This window comes from Catellatospora chokoriensis (assembly GCF_011297315.1).
Classification (GTDB): domain Bacteria; phylum Actinomycetota; class Actinomycetes; order Mycobacteriales; family Micromonosporaceae; genus Catellatospora; species Catellatospora citrea.
In genome coordinates, this window is the sequence record NZ_JAAOTI010000012.1 from 1 (window position 1) to 18,665 (window position 18,665).

Sequence of the window (18,665 nt, forward strand, 5' to 3'; positions counted from 1 at the left end):
GCGGGGCGGGGCGGGGCGGGGGGCGGGGGGTTAGGCCAGGGGGCCTACCTGGGTTTTGATGGCGTCGAGGAGGTCGGGGCCGGAGACGACGGTGCGGACCTGCTCCAGGATCGGGGCCATGAAGACGTCGGGGCCGGGCGTGCCGATGACCGGGGTGAGCTGCTCGATGGCGATCCGGCCGGCGGGGGACGGGGTCAGCGGGGCGCGCAGCTGCAGACCGCGTACCGCGGCCAGCAGTTCCACCGCGAGCAGGCTGGTCAGGTTGTCCAGGACGACCCTCAGCTTCTTCGCCGCGGCCCAGCCCATGCTGACGTGGTCCTCCTGCATACCCGAGGTCGGGATGGTGTCGACGCTGGCGGGCGAGGCCAGCCGCCGGTTCTCGGCGACGATGCCCGCCGCGGTGTACTGCGCGATCATCAGGCCGGAGTTGACGCCCGCGTCGGGGCTGAGGAACGGCGGCAGGTCCCGCGAGCGGGTCATGTCGAGCAGCCGGTCCACCCGGCGCTCGCTGATCGAGCCGATCTCGGCCGCGGCGATGGCGAGGAAGTCCGCGGCGAAGCCGAGCGGCGCGCCGTGGAAGTTGCCGGTCGACTCGACCCGGCCGTCGGGCAGCACCACCGGGTTGTCGGCGAGGCTGACCAGCTCCCGGGCGGCGACGGTGCGGGCGAACTCCAGGGTGTCGCGGGCCGCGCCGGCGACCTGCGGGGCGCAGCGCATCGAGTACGCGTCCTGCACCGCGTGCTCGTGGTCGTCCCGGTGACTGTCCATGATCGACGACTGCTGGAGCAGCTTGTACATGTTGGCGGCGCTCGCGCCCTGGCCCGGGTGCGGGCGGATCTCGTGGATCGACGGGTGGAACGGCCGGTCGGTGCCGAGCATGGCCTCGATCGACAGCGCCGCGGTCACGTCGGCCATGGTGCACAGGTGGCCCAGGTCGTCGCAGGCCAGCAGCAGCATGGCGAGCATGCCGTCGGTGCCGTTGATCAGCGCCAGGCCCTCCTTGGAGGACAGCGAGATGCCGGTGAGCCCGGCGGCGTGCAGGGCGTCCTCGGCGGACACCCGGGCGCCGTCCTTGCCCAGCACCCAGCCCTCGCCCATCAGCACCAGCGCGCAGTGGGCCAGCGGGGCCAGGTCGCCGGACGCGCCGAGCGAGCCGTGCTCGGGCACCCACGGGGTGATGTCGTGGTTGAGCAGGTCGACGAGCGCCTGGGCGACGAGCGGGCGTACGCCGGAGTGGCCCAGCGCCAGCGAGCGCACCCGCAGCAGCATCATGGCCCGCACCACCTCGCGCGGCATGGGCGCGCCGATGCCGGCGGCGTGCGAGCGGATCAGCGCGTGCTGCAGCTCGGAGCGGCGTTCGGGGGCGATGAAGGTGTTGGCCAGCGCTCCGAAGCCGGTGGAGACGCCGTACACGGGTCGGCCGGCGCGTTCGATGTCATCGACGATGGCGCGGCTGGCCTGCATCGCGGCGATGGCGGCCTCGCTGATGGCGACCTGCGCGTCGGCGCGGGCCACCGCGGCGACAGCGCCGGGGGCGATGCCGGTGGGTTCGACGATGACGGTCATGAGAGCACTCCCTTGTGCGGAGATTCCGGATGGTGCGGCCCCGAGGCGTTAAGAAGGTGCCCTTCCTCTACGCATAGCGAGTGGAAGGTGCCCTTCCTTGCGACGGAAGCGATCAGCGGCACGCCGGGCCGGTAGGCCAGGTGCAGGTGAGAGGGGGCGTCGAGGACGATCAGGTCCGCGGACGCGCCGGGGGCGAGGTGGCCCAGGTCGGGGCGGCGCAGGGCGCGGGCCCCGCCTGCCGTCGCGGCCCAGACGGCCTCGGTGGGGGTCATGCCCATGTCCCGCACCGCGAGGGCGATGCAGAAGGGCATGGACGAGGTGTACGACGAGCCGGGGTTGCAGTCCGAGGCCAGCGCGACGGTGACGCCGGCGGCGAGCAGGCGGCGCGCGTCGGGGTAGGGCGCGCGGGTGGAGAACTCCGCGCCCGGGAGCAGGGTCGCGACGGTGTCCGAGTGCGCCAGGGCGTCCACGTCGGCGTCGGACAGGTGGGTGCAGTGGTCGGCGCTGGCGCAGTCGAGTTCGACGGCGAGCTGCACGCCGCCGCCCATGGTGAGCTGGTTGGCGTGGATGCGCGGGCGCAGCCCGGCGGCGATGCCCGCCTTGAGCACCCGGCGCGACTCCGCGACGTCGAACGCGCCCCGCTCGCAGAACACGTCGACCCAGCCCGCATACTCCGCGCAGGCGTCCAGCATCGGGCCGGTGACCAGGTCCACGTAGCCGTCGGGGGAGTCGGCGGGTTTCACGTGCGCGCCGAGGAAGGTGACCTCGTCGGTGAACTCGCGCGCGATGCGGACCGAGCGGGCCTCGTCGAGCGTGCTGAGGCCGTACCCACTCTTGATCTCGATGGTGGTGGTGCCCTGCCGCAGCGCCTCGCCGACCAGGCGGGCCACGTTGGCGCGCAGCTGGTCGTCGGTGGCGGCGCGGGTCGCGGCGACCGTGGTGCGGATGCCGCCGCCGGTGTACGGCTCCCCGGCCATGCGCGCCGCGAACTCCGGTGCGCGGTCCCCGGCGAACACCAGGTGGCTGTGGCTGTCCACGAAACCGGGCAGCACCGCCGCCCCGCGTACGTCGACGCGCTCGTCGGCGGCCGGTGCGGCGGCGGCCGGGCCGACCCATTCGACCCGCTCGCCGACCACGATCGCGGCGTCGCGCAGGACGCCCAGCTCGGGGTCGTTCGTGGTCAGCTCGCCGATGTTGGTGATCAGTAGAGACACGAGATCGCCTCCTGCAGCTCGCGGGCCACGTCGACGGTGCCGTGCCGCCCGTCGCGGACGATCTCCCGGCCGTCGGCCAGCACGTGGGTGACGTCGGCCGCGCTCGCCGCGAACAGCACGCCCTCGGGGTCGATCCCCGCGGTGCGCGGGCTGTCCAGCGCCACGGTCACCAGGTCGGCACGTGCGCCGACCTCGATGCGCCCGGCGTCGGGCCAGCCCAGGCTGGTGTGTCCGGTCGCCGTCGCCGCGGCCCGCAGCTCGGCCGCCGTGAAGTGTCCGCGCTGCTCTGTGGCGAGGCGTTCGTCCAGCTCCAGGGCCCGCGACTCCTCGAAGAAGTCTATGACCGCGTGGCTGTCGCTGCCCAAGGTCAGCCGGGTGCCCGCGTCGGCCAGGGTGCGGGCCGGGCCGATGCCGTCGCCGAGGTCGCGTTCGGTGGTCGGGCAGAAGCAGGCGTAGGAGTCCGACAGCAGCGCCATGTCCCGGTGCGTCAGGTGTGTCGCGTGCACCGCCGTGAACGTCTCGTGCACCGCCCCGAAGTCGGCCAGCACCTCGGTCGGCGTACGGCCGTGCTCGGCCAGGCAGGCCTCGTTCTCGGCGCGCTGCTCGGACACGTGCGCGTGCAGCGGCCGCCCGGCGGCCCAGGCGGCCACGGTCGCCATCTGCGGCAGCGGCACCGCCCGCACCGAGTGGATCGCCGCCCCCACGACCAGGTGCGGTGCGTCGGGCAGGGCGTCGACCCGGTCCGCCCAGCGCAGCGCGTCGCCGTCGCCGAACCGCAGCTGCGGCCCTTCCAGCGGCTTGCCGTCCACGGACGCGGTCAGGTAGAGCGTGTCCAGCAGCGTGATCCGCAGCCCCGCGTCCCTGGCCGCGGCGATCAGCGCCTGGCTCATCGCGTTCGGGTCGCCGTAGGGCGTGCCGTCCGGCCCGTGGTGCAGGTAGTGGAACTCGCCCACCGAGGTGATCCCGCCCAGCGCCATCTCCCCGTAGACCCCGCGCGCGAGCCGGTAGTACGAGTCCGGATCGAGCGCCGCCGCCACCCGGTACATCTGCTCCCGCCAGGTCCAGAACGACCCCCGGTCCCCATGCGTACGCCCCCGCAATGCCCGATGAAACGCGTGCGAGTGCGCATTGGCGAACCCCGCCATGGTCAACCCAGCCCGATACACCGCCCCCTCGGGGCGACGATCTTGCGTGGACTGTGGGGACGACACGCCCGAATCGGGCATATCCGCAACAGTTCGCGCAAGATCGTCGCGATCTTGGCGGCGGGTCACGCGGGTCAGGCGGTTTTCGCGGATCTCCAGGACGACGTCCGGGAAGACGCCGTCGGGGAGCCAGGCGTACTGGCAGTGGATCAGCACGCGAGGTCCTGCAGGACGTCGGCGAGGGCCTGGATGCCGGCTTCGCAGTCGGTGTCGGTGGAGTGCTCGGCGGGGGAGTGGGAGACCCCGGTCGGGTTGCGGACGAAGAGCATCGCCGTCGGGACGAAGGCGCTCAGGACACCCGCGTCGTGGCCCGCCCCGGTGGGCAGGACGGGGGCGTCGTCGAGCAGCTTCGCCAGGCGGTCGCGCAGGCCGGTGTGGAACTCGGTCTCCGGGGAGACCGACTCGGCGGTCAGCGTGACCTTGGTGCCGTCGGCCAGGGCGCGGTGCTGGGCCTGCAGGTGGACTCCGGCGACCACCTGCTCCATCGTGTCCGGGGAGTCGGCGCGGGCGTCCAGCCAGGCGCTGACCTTGCCGGGGATGGCGTTGGTGGCGTTCGGGTAGACCTGGACGCGGCCGATGGTGGCGTGCGCGCCGAGGCGCCTGGCCTCGTCGTTGGCGGCCAGCACGGTGGCGGCGAAGGTGAGCATCGGGTCGCGGCGGTCGGCCATCAGCGTGGTGCCGGCGTGGTTGGCCTCGCCCGTGAAGTCCAGCCGCCAGCGGCCGTGCGGCCAGATCGCGCTGGCCACGGCGACCGGGCGGTCCAGGTCGACCAGGGCCCGGCCCTGCTCCACGTGCAGCTCGACGTAGCAGCCGAGGCGGCCCAGCAGCTCCGGCCGGGCCCCGGCCGGGCCCGCGCCGAGTGCCTCGTGCATGGCGGTGTCCAGGGTGACGCCGTCGCGGTCGGTCAGCGCCGCCGCGGCGGCCGGGTCGACCAGGCCCGCGAGCAGGCGCGAGCCGAGGCAGGCCAGCCCGAACCGGGAGCCCTCCTCCTCGGCGAAGACCGCGATGCCGATCGGGCGGGCCGGGGTGGCGCCACGGGCCCGCAGCTCGTCGACCGCGAGCAGGGCGCTGACCACACCGAGCGGCCCGTCGTACGCCCCGCCGTGCGGCACCGAGTCCAGGTGCGAGCCGGTCAGCACGGCGTCCCCGGCGGCGGGATCGCCCCACCACGCGAAGATGTTGCCGTTGCCGTCCTCCTCGATCACCAGGTCACGCGCCTTGGCCTGCTCGAGGAACCAGGCTCGCAGGGTCATCTCGGCCGGTCCGAAGGCGTAGCGCAGGTAACCGCCGGTCTCCGCGTCCCGCCCGACCGGCGCGAGCTGCGCCCAGAGCTCCGCGAACGCGCTCATCCCGACACCTCCACGCCGACCCTCATCCGCGCGCTCATCAGGACTCACGCATCGGGATGCGGACGCCGCGTTCGGCGGCGACCTCGGCGGCGAGGTCGTAGCCGGCGTCGACGTGGCGGATGACGCCCATGCCGGGGTCGTTGGTGAGGACTCGCTCGATCTTCTGGGCGGCCAGGGCGGTGCCGTCGGCGACGGTGACCTGCCCGGCGTGGATGGAGCGGCCGATGCCGACGCCGCCGCCGTGGTGGATGGACACCCACGACGCGCCGGAGGCGGTGTTGACCAGGGCGTTGAGCAGCGGCCAGTCGGCGATCGCATCGGAGCCGTCGAGCATCGCCTCGGTCTCCCGGTAGGGGGACGCGACGCTGCCGCAGTCGAGGTGGTCGCGGCCGATGACGATCGGGGCCTTCAGCGTGCCGTCGGCGACCATCTCGTTGAACCGGACGCCGGCCTTGTCGCGCTCGCCGTAGCCGAGCCAGCAGATGCGGGCGGGCAGGCCCTGGAAGGCGACCTTCTCCTGCGCCATCTTGATCCAGCGGGACAGGGACTCGTTCTCCGGGAACAGGTCGAGCACGGCCTTGTCGGTGGCGGCGATGTCGGCCGGGTCGCCGGACAGCGCGGCCCAGCGGAAGGGTCCCTTGCCCTCGTTGAACAGCGGCCGGATGTACGCGGGCACGAAGCCCGGGAACGCGAACGCGCGGTCGTACCCGCCGAGCTGGGCCTCGCCGCGGATGGAGTTGCCGTAGTCGAACACCTCGGCGCCCGCGTCCATGAAGCCGACCATGGCCTCGACGTGCTTGGCCATGCTGGCGCGGGCCCGCTCGGTGAACTCCTCGGGCTTGTCGGCCGCGAAGGTCTGCCACTCCTCCATGAACACGCCCTCGGGCAGGTAGGACAGCGGGTCGTGGGCGCTGGTCTGGTCGGTCACGATGTCGATCTCGACGCCGCGGCGCAGCAGCTCCGGGAAGATCGTCGCGGCGTTGCCGACGACGCCGACCGACAGCGGGCGGCGCTCGCGCTTGGCGGCCAGCGCCAGCTCGATGCCGTGGTCGAGCGAGTCGGCGACCACGTCGAGGTAACGGGTCTGCACCCGGCGGTCCAGGCGGGTCTTGTCGACGTCGACGATCAGGCACGCGCCGCCGTTCATGGTGACGGCGAGCGGCTGCGCGCCGCCCATGCCGCCGCAGCCGCCGGTCAGCGTCAGCGTCCCGGCGAGGGTGTCGCCGAACTTCTTGGCCGCGACGGCCGCGAAGGTCTCGTAGGTGCCCTGCAGGATGCCCTGGGTGCCGATGTAGATCCAGGAGCCGGCGGTCATCTGGCCGTACATGGTCAGGCCGAGCTGCTCCAGGCGGCGGAACTCGGGCCAGGTGGCCCAGTCGCCGACCAGGTTCGAGTTGGCCAGCAGCACGCGCGGGGCCCACTCGTGGGTGCGGAACACGCCGACCGGGCGGCCCGACTGGACCAGCATGGTCTCGTCGTCCTTGAGCGTGGTCAGGGTGCGGATGAGGGCGTGGAAGCTCGGCCAGTCGCGGGCGGCCTTGCCGGTGCCGCCGTAGACCACCAGGTCCTGCGGGCGCTCGGCGACGTCCGGGTCCAGGTTGTTGCACAGCATCCGGATCGCCGCCTCCTGCGGCCAGCCCATCGCGGTGCGGGTGGTGCCGGTCGCGGCACGGATGATCTGCTCCATCGCTTCCCCTACCTATTCCGTGAAGACGCTGCGGCGGGTGGCCGAGCTCTCGAAGTGTTCGAGCCGGCGCTGGGTGGCCGCCGGGTCGACGTCGCTGATGGCCTGCAGCAGCACCATGGTCAGCACCATGGGGGCGGTGTGCAGGTCGAACACGAGCTGGGAGCCGACCGCGGCGGTGAGCGTCACGTCGGCGAGGTCGGTGGCCGGGCTGACCGGTGAATCGGTCACCACGACGATCTTCAGGCCCAGGTTGCGGGCCTCGGTGAGGGCGTCGCGCAGCTCCCGGGGGTAGCGCGGCAGCGCGTACGCCAGCACGGCCCGCGCGCCGGAGTCGGCGGCCTGTTCGAGCCGCTCGGCGAGCATGCTGCCGCCGGTGTCCAGCACCCGCACCTCGGGGTGGATCTTGGCGGCGAAGTAGCCGAAGTAGCCCGCGAGCGGGGCGGCGGCGCGCAGGCCGACCACGGGCAGCGGGCGGCTGGCGGCCAGCAGCCCCGCGGCGGCGTGCACCGCGGCCGGGTCGGCGAGGTGGTCGGCGAGCCGGGTCAGGTTGGCCATCTCCCCGCGTACGGCACGCTGGAGGTCGTTGTCGCCGTCCGGGGCGGTCGTGGCGCGCGGCCCCGCGGTGAGCTCGCGCAGGCGGCGGCGCAGCGCGGGATAGCCGTCGAAGCCCAGCGCCATCGCGAACCGGGTCACCGACGGCTGGCTGACCTGCGCCAGCTCGGCGACCTCGGCGGCGGACAGGTAGGCGACGGTGTCGGCGTGGTGCACGAGTTCCCGGGCGATGCGCCGCTGGGTGGGCGTCAGGCGGGCACCCTGCACGAGTGCGCGCACGCCCGCCGTCGCCCCGGCTGCTGCCCCGGTCGACGCGTCGGTTGTTGCCACCACATTCACAACGACACTGTATGCAAACTTTCATTCAGTGACAATCTCAGGTCTGTCCCGGGGATGGTCGGACATGATAGAACTCGCACACGGATTCATGTTCGCCGTGGAAGGTGCGTCCCCATGCCCGACCGCAAGACCCGGATCAGGCGTGCCGTGTCGCGCACCGCGCTGGCCCCGCTGGCCGCGCTGCCGAAGCGGCTCGCCCGGGTGGCCAGGCACGACGCCAAAGTGCTGCGGCAGTCCGCGCGCTGGCTGGTGACCTCCCGCGAGCACCACAACTACACCTACGACCTGACCCAGCTCAACCGCGAGCACCTGGCCTGGTTCGTCAGCATCGTCGCCGAGGCCCCCGTCGTCGACGTGCGCCGCTGGATGGTCGAGATCGAGGCCGACGACGCGCTGCGCACGCACATCGAGCAGGCCACCGCGAAGTCCGCCCGCCGCGGCCTGGCCGACAAGCAGGTCCGCTACGCCCGCCGGGTCGGCTGGTATGCCCTGGTCCGCGCCCGCAAGCCGCGCCACGTGGTGGAGACCGGCGTGGACAAGGGCCTGGGCACCTGCGTGCTGGCCGCGGCGCTGCTGCGCAACGCGGCCGAGGGCCACCCGGGCCGGGTCACCTCGCTCGACATCAACCCCGAGGCGGGCTACCTGGCCAAGGCCGAACCCTGGGCCGGGGTGGTGGACCTGGTCATCGGCGACTCGATCACGACGCTGAACGCGCTGGACCGGCCGGTGGACATGTTCCTGCACGACAGCGACCACAGCGCCGGGCACGAGCAGCGTGAGTTCACCGCGGTCGAGCCGCACCTGTCCGAGCGGGCGCTGCTGCTCACCGACAACGTCACGATCACCACTGTGCTGCTCAAGCACGCGGAGAAGACCGGCCGCCGCTTCCTGGCCTTCCGCGAGCAGCCCAAGGAGCACTGGTATCCCGGCGACGGCATCGGGGCAGCCTGGCGCTGAAGCGGGCCGCCCGCTGCCGGACGCGTCGCCGACAGCGGGCATGCTGGCGCGTGACGCGCTGATAACGTCGCGTCATGCGAGTGAGCGCGCTGCACACGTACCCGATCAAGGGCTGCCGCCGGATCGACCACGAGCGGGCCGTCGTCGAGCCCTGGGGCCTGGTCGGCGACCGGCGTTGGATGATCATCGACCGGGACGGCGACCAGGTGACCCAGCGCGACGTCGCCCGCCTCGCGCTGCTGCGCGCCGTGCCCGTGGGCACCGGCCTGGAGCTGTCCTTTCCCGGCTCCGAGCCGCTGCTGGTCGCGCAGCCGGCAGCCGACCCGGCGGTGACCTCCACGCTGTGGGGGCGTATCACCATGGCCGCGACCGCGGCCGGGCCGGACGCCGACGCCCTGCTCAGCAAGGAACTCGACCGTGACGTGCGGCTGGTCTGGATGGACGACCCGGCGAGCCGCCGCCCGGTCGAACCGGAGTACTCGCTGCCCACCGACCGGGTCTCCTTCGCCGACGGCTTCCCGCTGCTGCTGACCAACAGCGCCTCGCTGGACCGGCTCAACGACTGGATCGCCGAGTCTGGCTCCGACGAGGGCCCGCTGCCGATGGCCCGGTTCCGGCCCAACGTGGTGGTCGACGGCGCGACGCCGTTCGCCGAGGACGACTGGCTCGGCCGGCGGCTGCGCATCGGCGCGCTCGTGTTCCGGGCCGCCAAGCCGTGCGGCCGCTGCGTGGTCACCACCACCGACCAGGAGACCGGCGACCGCGGCCGCGAACCGCTGCGCACCCTGGCCCGCTACCGCAACGTCGACCAACAGCTGCTCTTCGGCACCAACCTGATCCCCGACACGGTCGGCGAGATCGGCGTCGGCGACCCGGTCGAGGTGCTGGACCGCTTCCGCGACCCGCTCGACCTCAGCTGAGGTCGAGCCACATCACCACCTCGTCGCGGTCGTCGCCGGGGGCCACCCGCAGCGCGCCCGGCAGGCGGCCGATCTCCCGGTAGCCCAGCGGCGTGTAGAAGCGCTCCAGCCCCATGCCCCCGCGCACGGTGATGTGCAGGCCTTCGAGCCCCATCTCGCGGCCGACCCGTGCGCCCTCGCGCATCAGCGCCGCGCCCTCGCCCCGCCCCTGCCGCCGCGGATGCACCATGACCCGGCCCACCGTGCGCCAGTGCGCCGCCAGCGCGAACCGCTTGCTGACCAGGATCAGCATGGCCGCGACGGTGCCGCCCTCGTCGTATCCGACCAGCAGCCGGTCGATCCCGGCCGCGATCCCGTCGAACGCCACCCGGGCCACCGGCTCGACGTCGTCCCGCGTCACCTGCCCCACGAAACCGACCGACCCGCCGGCGTTCGAGACGTCGGTCCACATGCCGATGATCTGCTCGCGTACGTCGTCGGTCAGCTCGGGGTCCAGCTCAAAGCGCATGATCCGATCCTACGAACCCCCGCTCGGAACAAAGGAAGGGCACCTTCCCGACGCTATGCGTGGAGGAAGGTGCCCTTCCTGACTCAGTGCCCGGCGGGTCAGTGCCCGAGCAGGTGTTTCATCGAGCGCTTGACCAGATCGTTGCGCTGCGCGGGGGTCAGGCCCTCGGCCCCGAAGCCGGTGAAGACCGTGTCACGGGTGACCACGATCGAACCCTCCTCGAACGCCTGCTGGCTGCGCAGCCAGGTGTTGCTGCTGTCCGGCGAGCCGGCCGGCGGCGCGGCGACGGTGAAGCCGCCGAAGCCGTCCTCGAACGAGGTCGTCGCGACCTGAGCGCCGTCGGCGCTCACCGTCACGTCGTCGAGGAAGACGCCGAGCCCCTGCGTGCCCCAGTCGGAGACGTAGGAGATCGAGATCTCCACCTGCTGGCCCGCGTACGGGGTCAGGTCGTAGGCCAGCTCCGTCCAGCCCCCGGAGGGACCGGTCAGCGCGTGCCACGCGCCCGTCGTGCCCGTCGGCGAGCAGTCCGCGCCCTGGTAGTGCGAGATGAACGGGTGCAGGTCGGACCAGCCGCTCGCGCAGCTGTCACCGGTCACCTGGGTGCTGTGCCCGGTGGTGTCCGGCAGCGTGGTCCAGTCGTCCGAGCCGACCGGATGCGCCTCCACGAACATGAAGTCCCAGTTCGGCTCGGTGTCGTACGACGACCAGAACCGCAGCTCGCCCGACGTCTTGCCGGTCAGGTCCACGGTCCGGGTGAGCCGCTTGTACGACGTGTCCGCCCGGTCGCTGTAGGTGTACCAGCCACCGGTGCGGGGGTCGAACGGCGCCGCTCCCGGACGCAGCCAGTCCGCCGGGGCGGAGCTGTTGAACTGCGGGAACTGCGCCGGCGGCAGGAAGCTCGACGTGGTCAGGAACGACGCGGTGTGCGTCTGGTTGCCCGCCGAGCCGGCCCCGTTGAGCGCGCCCGAGAAGCCGCTGAACGCGCCCGCGCCGCCGCCGACACCGTACGGCGCGCCGTCCGGGTCGGTGCCGCCGTCGCTGACATAGGTGTACGCGCCGAGGTAGTACTGCATGAAGTCGTTCAGCAGCGGCAGGCACGGGTACGCGCGCACCGTGCACTCCGGCTGCGCCGGCGCGTCCGGGTGGTAGAAGTACGCCCCGTCGGCCGACTGCGCGAACAGCGCGTTCTGCCCGGTGAGCAGCAGCTTGCCGCCCTCGTTCAGGTAGTCGCGCACAGCCAGCTCGATGTCGAGCGCGGCCTTCGCGGCGGTGCCGCCGGGCTGCCCGGCCGACCGCAGGATGATGTCGTCGCCGGTCTCCCACACGATCGCCTTGTAGTGCGACAGCACGCCCAGGTGGTGCGGCGCCTTGCGGCCCTGCGCGTCGAAGTCGTACACGTCGCTGGAGTAGCCGGCCGCGCTCAGCGACGCGGCGTAGTCCGCGGCGTACTTCGCCGTGGTCACGCCCTGCGCCGGGCTGAGGCCGGTGACGTCCTCCGCGGCGAGGATCAGGACCTTGCCGCCGATGTCGCCGTTCACCCGGTAGGTGAAGTGGTCGCTGGCCACCGAACCGGTGCGCCCCGGCGTCACGGAGAACCCGCTGAACCACACCTCGACCTGGTCACCGGGCTTCTGCCCGGTCACCGTGCCGCGGAACTCGGCGTAGAAGTCGTCGTTCTCGTCGCCGTAGCGCTCGCCGCCCTTCCACTCCTTCACCGAGCCGCTCTTGGTGGAGCCACCGTTGATCTTCCAGTGCACCTTCACGTTCTTCAGCGACCGGCGGATCGTCGCGGCCACGTCCTGGCTGCGGCCGTACGACACGTCGAAGGCGTCGGTCACGAAGTGCGGGGTGACGTGGCCCAGCGAGGACACCGGGTCGTCCGGCCGCGCCGCCGACTTGGCCAGCGACAGGGCGAACGGGATGTTCTTGGCGAACTCCGCCTGGATCAGCTCCTCGTCGTCCGGGAAGTTGAAGCCGCTGGCGCAGTCCTCGGCCAGCCACTCGTCGTCCGGGATCGAGTTCGACACCGTCTCGCAGGTGGTCATCTCGGGCGTGAAGCCGAGCGTGCCGTACTTGGCCTGCATGTGCGAGTCGACGTCGCCGTTGGTGGTGTACAGCTCGGCGGAGATGTCCGGGTCGTAGCCGGGCACCGCCGGGTTCGCGTCGTCACCGGCCAGCGCCGTGTAGATGACGTCATCCGGCGTCGGCGTGCTGACCTGCCAGCCCGTGCCGTAGAGCAGCAGCTCCGCGGCCGAGTGGTAGTTGATGTAGTAGTCCGGGCGCACCCGCTTGAAGAACGAGTCGAGCGCCTTGCTCTCCGGCTCCGAGTTCGGGCCGCTGCCCCGGTAGGTCTCACTGGCCGGGTCGGGTGAGGAACCCTCGTTGTCGTATCCCCACTTGAAGGCGTAGTTGCGGTTCGGGTCGACACCGTCGCCCGCGGTGATCTGCCCGTCGCCGTTGTTGTCGCGCAGGTTCTTGCGCCACAACCGGTTGCCCTCGGTGAACGTGAAGTCGTAGCCGTCCGGGTTGACCACCGGGAAGAAGTACAGCTCACGCGTCTTGATCAGGTTGGTCAGCTCGGCATTGCTGCCGTACCCGTCGAGGTAGTGGTGCAGCAGCCGGCGCACCATCTCCGGCGTGATCCACTCGCGGGCGTGCTGGGCGGCTCCGTAGACCACCGACGGCTTGGTCCCGTCGGGCAGGTAACGCGCGCCCAGGGACAGCTTGATGCCCCGGATCGGCTTGCCCTGCACGGTGTGCCCGATCGTCAGGAGCTTGGTGATCGACGGGTTCTCCGCCGCGATCTTCTCCAGCTCTTCGCGCAGGCCGCCCGGCCCGCTGTACGGCCGGTACACCGCGTTGCCGGCCAGCGCCTGCCTGCGCAGCGCGTCCGAGGCCTTCTGACCGCGGATCATCTTCACCGACAGCTGCACACCGCGACCGGCCAGCCGCGACGCCTCCACTTCGGAGAGAATCGCCTCGACCTTCACCTTGCCGCCGGCCAGCGGCGCGGTCCGCAACTCCTCGTTGTCGATGCCGAGCTTGCGGAACTGTTCCAGCTGGCTCTGATCGAGCTCGCCAACGTACACGTCGAGCGGATTCCTGGCCCGATCGCTGTCACCGACGGGTTTCGCGCTCGCCGGCACGACCAGCGCGATGGCGCCGATCATGCCGAGGCACACCGCCACGACTCGTAGTTTCCTCACTGCCCCTCCAGGGTGTCGAAGGACTCGCGCACCGAGCCTTTCGGAACACCGTTAAATATGTCAATAGAGGTGCGGTCTTCTGCGTAGACGCGCGCGAAATGTCACCGGTCCGGCGCAGACTGGCGGGTGTGGCACCGGGTCACGGGCTGAATCGGGTACGCCCGGCAAAGGGGAGGCGCGAATGGTCACGGTGGAACAGGTGCGGCAGGTCGCGCTGTCGCTGCCGAGGGCGTACGAGGCGCTGGTGCGCGACCGGGTCAAGTTCCGGGTGGGGTGGATCGTGTTCGCGGCCCTCTCCGCCGACGAGACGGAGCTGGGCTTCGGCTATCCGAAGGAGGCCCGCGACGCGCTGGTGGCGGCCGAGCCGGACAAGTTCTTCCTGCCGCGCACGTCCGACCTGCGCTACCACTGGGTGCAGGCACGGATGGCCGCGCTCGACGAGGGCGAGATGCGCGAGCTGATCATCGACGCCTGGCGCATGTGCGTGCCCAGACGCGTCGCCGCCGAACACCTGCGCGTGCTCGGGTCGAGCTGAGCGAGGGTGAGTAGGGCCGGCGGGATTCGAACCCGCACTGGCGCGGACCTAAACCGCGTGCCTCTGCCGTTGGGCTACGGCCCCAGGGGGCATCAGCTGCCCGCCGTATTCTCGCTCATCCTCGCCGACGATCGTGATGCAGGCTACGCGATTTCAGTCGATCTTGAGATCCCGGCGGAGTTTGGCGACGTGGCCGGTGGCCTTGACGTTGTAGAAGGCGTGCTCGATCAGGCCCTTCTCGTCGATGACGAAGGTGGACCGGATGACACCCTGCACGACCTTGCCGTAGTTCTTCTTCTCGCCGAACGCGCCGTAGCTGGTGAGGACCGACTTGTCCTGGTCGCTCACGAGCGGGAAGGTGATCGCGTCGCGCTCGACGAACTTGGCCAGCTTCGCGGGCGCGTCGGGGGAGATGCCGACCACGGCGTACCCCTTGGCGGTGAGCGAGGCGAGCGAGTCGCGGAAGTCGCAGGCCTGGGTGGTGCAGCCGGGGGTCATCGCGGCCGGGTAGGCGTACAGCACGACCTTCTTGCCGCGCAGGTCGGACAGGCTGAGCGTGCCGCCGTCCGCGGTCGGCAGGCTGAAGTCGGGGGCGGCGTCACCGGGCGCGAGTCGTACGTTCTCCGTCACACCGGACACCTTAGCCGGGCCGCCCGGCCTCGCAGGTGAGGGCGGAACCGACGCACCTTATTGCAAGTACTTTGCAACAACCTTAGGCTGGCTGAGTGAATATCGCGATGCACATCTCCAACGGCATCATCGGCGGGCCGGTCTCGCTCGCCTACGGCGTCGTCGCCGTGGTGCTGCTGGCCCTCTGCCTGGGCCGGGCGCGCCAGGACCTCAACGACCGGCTGGCGCCCATGGCGGGCCTGGTCGCCGCGTTCATCTTCGCGGTGCAGATGCTCAACTTCCCGGTGCTGCCCGGCGTCAGCGGGCACCTGCTCGGCGGTGCGCTGGCCGCCGCGCTGGTCGGCCCGTGGGTCGGCGCGCTGTGCGTCTCGGTGGTCCTGATCGTGCAGGCGCTGGTCTTCGCCGACGGCGGCATCAGCGCGCTGGGCCTCAACATCTCCAACATGGCGCTGCTCGGCACCGCCGTCGGCTACCTGGTGCTGGTCGGCCTGATGAAGCTGCTGCCGCGCACCGCCGCGGGCGTCGGCCTGGCCGTGTTCGGAGCCTCGATCGTCTCGGTGGTGCTCGCCTCGCAGGGCTTCGTGCTGCAGTTCGTCCTCGGCGGCGAGGTGCCGCTGACCATCGGCTACGGGCAGATCTCGGCGACCATGGCCGGCGTGCACGCGCTGATCGGCATCGGTGAGGGCCTCATCGCGGCCGTCACCGTCACCACCGTGGCCAAGGTGCGCCCCGACCTGGTGTACGCGCTGCGCGGGGCGCGGCTGGAGCGGCCCGCGACCGGCGGCCTGCCCACCCGGGTCTTCGTGCTCGGCGGCCTGGCCGTCGCCGCAGTGCTGGCCGGCGGGGTCAGCTACCTGGCCTCGGGCTCGCCGGACGGTCTGGACGCGACCACGCTCGCGGGCTGCACCGTCGACGCCGACGGGGCGATCACCGGCGGCAGCTGCATCGCGCAGCGCGCGGCCGACCACGAACTCGGCGGCTCGTTCCTGGCCGACTACGGCATCAAGGGCATCGACGACGCGACCGGCCTGGCCGGGCTCATCGGCGTCGCGCTGACCTTCGCGGTCGGCTTGGCGATCTTCTGGTCGGTGCGCCGCCGCCGGCACGCGGCCGCCGAGTCCGCGGCGAGCGAGCCGACCCCGGCCGCCGTGCCCGCGGAGAAGTAGCCGTGGGCGCCGGGCACACCCACCCGATGTACGTGCACGGGCACTCGCCCGTGCACCACCTCGCGCCCGAGGTGAAGATCGCGGTCTCGGTGCTGTTCACGATCGTGGTGGTGGCGACGCCCCGCGAGCTGCTGCCCGCCTTCGGGGCGTACGCGGTGATCGTGGCGGTGCTCGCGGTGCTGGCCCGGATCCCCGCCGGGTGGCTGGCCCGGCGCAGCCTGATCGAGCTGCCGTTCGTGGCCACCGCGCTGCTGCTGCCGTTCTTCGCGGCCGGGCCCCGCACCGACGTGCTCGGGCTTTCGGTCGCCGTGGAGGGCCTGTGGGCGGGCTGGAACATCCTGGTCAAGGGCACGCTCGGCGTGCTCGTCGCGTTGCTGCTGGCCGGCACCACCCCGGCCCGCGACGTGCTGGTCGGCCTGGACCGGCTGCGCACCCCGCAGGCGATCACCCAGATCGCCCTGTTCATGCTCCGCTACCTGGACGTGCTCGCCGACGAGGCGCGGCGCATGCGCATCGCGCGGCTGTCCCGGCTCGACGACCCGCGGTTCCTCTGGCAGCTGCGCGGCTTCGCGGCCGGGCTGGGCACCCTGTTCCTGCGCGCCTTCGAGCGCGGTGAGCGGGTCTTCCTGGCCATGCGCTCGCGCGGCTACACCGGGCGGCTGCCCGCCGCGCTGCACGAGGGCAGCGTCGCCACCGCCCGGCAGTGGGCGGTCGGGGCCACGGTGCCCGTGCTCGCCGTCGTGGTCCTGCTGACGGATAGGTTCCTGGTATGACCGCGCTGCTGCTCGACGACGTGCGTTACGCCTACCCCGACGGCCACCAGGCGCTGCACGGCGTGAGCCTGCGCGTCGCGCCCGGCGAGCGGGTCGCCCTGCTCGGCCCCAACGGCGCCGGCAAGACCACGCTGGTGCTGCACCTCAACGGCATCCTGCCGGCGTCCGGCCTGGCCGGCTCGTCCGGCACGGTGTCGGTCGGCGACCGCACCGTCGATCCGAAGGACCGGCCCGGCCTCGCCGAGATCCGCCGCCGCGTCGGCCTGGTCTTCCAGGACCCCGACGACCAGCTGTTCCTGCCGACCGTCGCCGAGGACGTGGCGTTCGGGCCGGCGAACCTGGGGCTGCGCGGTGCCGAGCTGGCCGCGCGGGTGGACGAGGCGCTGGCCGCGGTCGGGATGGGCGACGTGAAGGATCGTGCCCCGCACCACCTGTCGCTGGGGCAGCGGCGGCGGGTCGCCGTCGCGACGGTGCTGGCGATGCGGCCCGATCTGCTGGTCATGGACGAGCCGTCGTCCAACCTGGACCCGCAGGCGCGGCGGGAGCTGGCCGAGATCGTGCTGGGGCTGGACGTGACGCTGCTGATGGTCACCCATGACCTGCCGTACGCGCTGCAGCTGTGCCCGCGGTCGGTGATCCTGGACGAGGGCCGCATCGTGGCCGACGGGCCGACCCGGGAGCTGCTGGCCGACGCCGACCTGCTGGCCCGCCACCGCCTGGAACTCCCGTACGGCTTCGCCGTCCCGGTCGCCTGACCCGAGCATCGCCCGCGCTACGCGCTCCGTTTTTCATAGACGCTGGCCTATTACACGAGTTTGATCTACAAATACTCGATGTAATAGGCCAGCGTCTATTGAAGTCGGGGTCGTGCCGTCAGGCGGGCGGGGTGGAGGCGTCGCGGTTGTGGTGGTGCGTGACGGCGGGCGTTGCTGTGCCGGGGGTCCCGGCTGCGGAATCGGGCGCGCCGGTGGTGTGCGGGTCGGATGAGGTCTCGCCGGGCGCGGGTGTGCCCGAGGTGGTGCCGCGGAGGCGGAGCATACCGGCGGCGGCGACGCCGACGCCGAGGGCGATCACGGTGGCGACGGCGAGACGGGCCGCGGTGTCGCCCCAGGGGACCGGGGCGATGGAGCGGTGGAAGACGGCCGCGTTGACCATGCCCGCGAACAGGCCGACCGCCGCCGCACCGAGCGCCAGCGCGAAGTCCCCCGCGGCGCGGCGGGACAGCGAGTACGCCCCTGCGGCGATCGCGGCCAGGGCGCTGACCACGGCCCACAGCTGGACCGTGAGCAGTTCGAGCAGGATCGGGCCGACGGTGTGGTTGCCCGCGTCGACCTCACGGGCGACCGCGTAGGCGAGGGCCAGGACGCCCGCGGCGATCGCGGCGGCGGAGAGCGCGACGGTGATCGCGCGGGGGCGGCCGCGTACCAGGCCGAGCAGGGCGACCGCGAGCGCTCCGGCGACGGTGGCGACCCACCAGGTCACCGGGTTCGGTGGCGGCACCCAGTCGAGGGTGCCGGTGACCTGCAGCGGGGTCACCTCGGTGCGCATCGGCACGGTCCACTCGCGGATGCGGTGGGGCTGGCCGGGCGCGGCGGCGACGGCGGGCGGCTCGGTGGTCTCGGTCCAGATGGCGCGCTGGTCGTGCCAGCGGTACACCGGCTCGTCGCTGACCTTGCGCCACTCCGGGGGCACCGTCGGGTCGGCGTGCGCGGGCGGGTCGACGTGCGCGATGGTGATGTTCAGGTACGTGGCGGGGGAGTGGATGTTCTCGTACACCCCGTCGGGGCGTACCTCCAGGTAGGGCTCGTTGTTGTAGCCCAGCACCTCGACCGGCTTGCCGCTGTGGTTGGTCAGCTGCAGGCGCGCCCCCGCCTCGATCGTGATCACTTCGAGGCCGGGCAGGTCGGGTGTGCCGGTGATGGCGGTGCGGTAGTTCGTGGCGTCGGGGGCGTCGGCCCCGTGCGCGGCGGCGGGGGTGGCGAGGGTGAGCAGCAGGGTGAGCGCGGTCCCGAGGACCGCGCCCACCCGCTGTGCCGTGAGGGGTGTCATCTGCTCCTG

General features: G+C 72.2%; 15 protein-coding genes, 1 tRNA gene and 2 pseudogenes. 7 read left to right on the forward strand and 11 right to left on the reverse strand.

Annotated elements, in window-relative coordinates:
* Window positions 1-30: 30 nt before the first annotated feature.
* The 6 genes and pseudogenes from hutH to HAV39_RS18910 form a co-directional block, all read right to left on the reverse strand.
* Entirely contained in the window at window positions 31-1,566 is a 1,536-nt protein-coding gene (hutH, locus tag HAV39_RS18885; RefSeq protein WP_191840536.1) for a histidine ammonia-lyase, read from the reverse strand.
* Window positions 1,567-1,655: 89 nt separating this feature from the next.
* Window positions 1,656-2,780: pseudogene (gene hutI / locus HAV39_RS18890) on the reverse strand (imidazolonepropionase); the annotation flags it as partial.
* Window positions 2,768-4,135, reverse strand: a complete 1,368-nt coding sequence (locus tag HAV39_RS18895; RefSeq protein ID WP_373311834.1) for a formimidoylglutamate deiminase — start codon at window positions 4,133-4,135, stop codon at window positions 2,768-2,770. The pseudogene hutI and the gene HAV39_RS18895, both read right to left, overlap by 13 nt.
* Window positions 4,135-5,334 carry an allantoate amidohydrolase gene (locus HAV39_RS18900; RefSeq protein WP_191840539.1) on the reverse strand — a complete coding sequence of 400 codons (1,200 nt, stop codon included), beginning with the start codon at window positions 5,332-5,334 and terminating at the stop codon, window positions 4,135-4,137. Before HAV39_RS18900 ends, HAV39_RS18895 begins: the two co-directional genes overlap by 1 nt.
* A 37-nt stretch (window positions 5,335-5,371) precedes the next feature.
* Window positions 5,372-7,021 (reverse strand): urocanate hydratase, encoded by a 1,650-nt coding sequence (gene hutU, locus HAV39_RS18905; protein WP_191840540.1) that lies wholly within the window; start codon window positions 7,019-7,021, stop codon window positions 5,372-5,374.
* Between the two features lie 12 nt (window positions 7,022-7,033).
* Window positions 7,034-7,903, reverse strand: coding sequence for a MurR/RpiR family transcriptional regulator (locus tag HAV39_RS18910; protein WP_373311832.1), 870 nt, complete (start codon window positions 7,901-7,903; stop codon window positions 7,034-7,036).
* A gap of 123 nt (window positions 7,904-8,026) precedes the next feature.
* On the opposite strand from HAV39_RS18910, the gene HAV39_RS18915 reads away from it, so the two are divergent.
* Complete coding sequence (locus HAV39_RS18915; RefSeq protein WP_191840541.1) at window positions 8,027-8,869, forward strand: class I SAM-dependent methyltransferase; 843 nt, start codon at window positions 8,027-8,029, stop codon at window positions 8,867-8,869.
* Window positions 8,870-8,943: 74 nt separating this feature from the next.
* Window positions 8,944-9,789: an MOSC domain-containing protein gene (locus HAV39_RS18920; RefSeq protein ID WP_191840542.1), complete on the forward strand. Its 846-nt coding sequence runs from the start codon at window positions 8,944-8,946 to the stop codon at window positions 9,787-9,789.
* Here HAV39_RS18920 and HAV39_RS18925 read toward each other — a convergent pair.
* Together HAV39_RS18925 and HAV39_RS18930 are read right to left on the reverse strand one after the other, a co-directional pair.
* Window positions 9,782-10,297: a GNAT family N-acetyltransferase gene (locus HAV39_RS18925; RefSeq protein WP_191840543.1), complete on the reverse strand. Its 516-nt coding sequence runs from the start codon at window positions 10,295-10,297 to the stop codon at window positions 9,782-9,784. The genes HAV39_RS18920 and HAV39_RS18925 overlap by 8 nt on opposite strands.
* A 98-nt stretch (window positions 10,298-10,395) precedes the next feature.
* Entirely contained in the window at window positions 10,396-13,503 is a 3,108-nt protein-coding gene (locus HAV39_RS18930; protein ID WP_191840544.1) for a M14 family metallopeptidase, read from the reverse strand.
* Window positions 13,504-13,684: 181 nt separating this feature from the next.
* Between HAV39_RS18930 and HAV39_RS18935 the strand changes: the two genes are divergently transcribed.
* On the forward strand, window positions 13,685-14,038 hold the full coding sequence (locus tag HAV39_RS18935; protein ID WP_191840545.1) for an MmcQ/YjbR family DNA-binding protein: 354 nt from the start codon (window positions 13,685-13,687) through the stop codon (window positions 14,036-14,038).
* An 11-nt stretch (window positions 14,039-14,049) separates the two neighbouring features.
* Here the strand turns inward: HAV39_RS18935 and HAV39_RS18940 are convergent.
* Both HAV39_RS18940 and bcp read right to left on the reverse strand, forming a co-directional pair.
* Window positions 14,050-14,122: transfer RNA gene (locus tag HAV39_RS18940), tRNA-Leu, on the reverse strand.
* A 69-nt stretch (window positions 14,123-14,191) separates the two neighbouring features.
* The gene (bcp, locus tag HAV39_RS18945) at window positions 14,192-14,668 is read right to left on the reverse strand and encodes a thioredoxin-dependent thiol peroxidase (protein ID WP_191840546.1); all 477 of its coding nucleotides are present in this window, start codon (window positions 14,666-14,668) and stop codon (window positions 14,192-14,194) included.
* 107 nt (window positions 14,669-14,775) lie between these two features.
* On the opposite strand from bcp, the pseudogene HAV39_RS42260 reads away from it, so the two are divergent.
* The 4 genes and pseudogenes from HAV39_RS42260 to HAV39_RS18960 form a co-directional block, all read left to right on the forward strand.
* A pseudogene (locus HAV39_RS42260) lies at window positions 14,776-15,453 on the forward strand (energy-coupling factor ABC transporter permease); the annotation flags it as partial.
* A gap of 18 nt (window positions 15,454-15,471) precedes the next feature.
* Window positions 15,472-15,834 (forward strand): PDGLE domain-containing protein, encoded by a 363-nt coding sequence (locus tag HAV39_RS42265; RefSeq protein ID WP_373311833.1) that lies wholly within the window; start codon window positions 15,472-15,474, stop codon window positions 15,832-15,834.
* 2 nt (window positions 15,835-15,836) lie between these two features.
* A complete protein-coding gene (gene cbiQ, locus HAV39_RS18955; protein WP_191840547.1) occupies window positions 15,837-16,607 on the forward strand; it encodes a cobalt ECF transporter T component CbiQ in 771 nt (256 codons plus the stop codon).
* Window positions 16,604-17,362: an energy-coupling factor ABC transporter ATP-binding protein gene (locus HAV39_RS18960; protein ID WP_191840548.1), complete on the forward strand. Its 759-nt coding sequence runs from the start codon at window positions 16,604-16,606 to the stop codon at window positions 17,360-17,362. The genes cbiQ and HAV39_RS18960 overlap by 4 nt, the downstream gene beginning before the upstream one ends.
* 118 nt (window positions 17,363-17,480) lie before the next feature.
* Here the strand turns inward: HAV39_RS18960 and HAV39_RS18965 are convergent, their stop codons facing one another.
* Window positions 17,481-18,656, reverse strand: a complete 1,176-nt coding sequence (locus tag HAV39_RS18965; protein WP_191840549.1) for a hypothetical protein — start codon at window positions 18,654-18,656, stop codon at window positions 17,481-17,483.
* Window positions 18,657-18,665 lie beyond the last annotated feature (9 nt).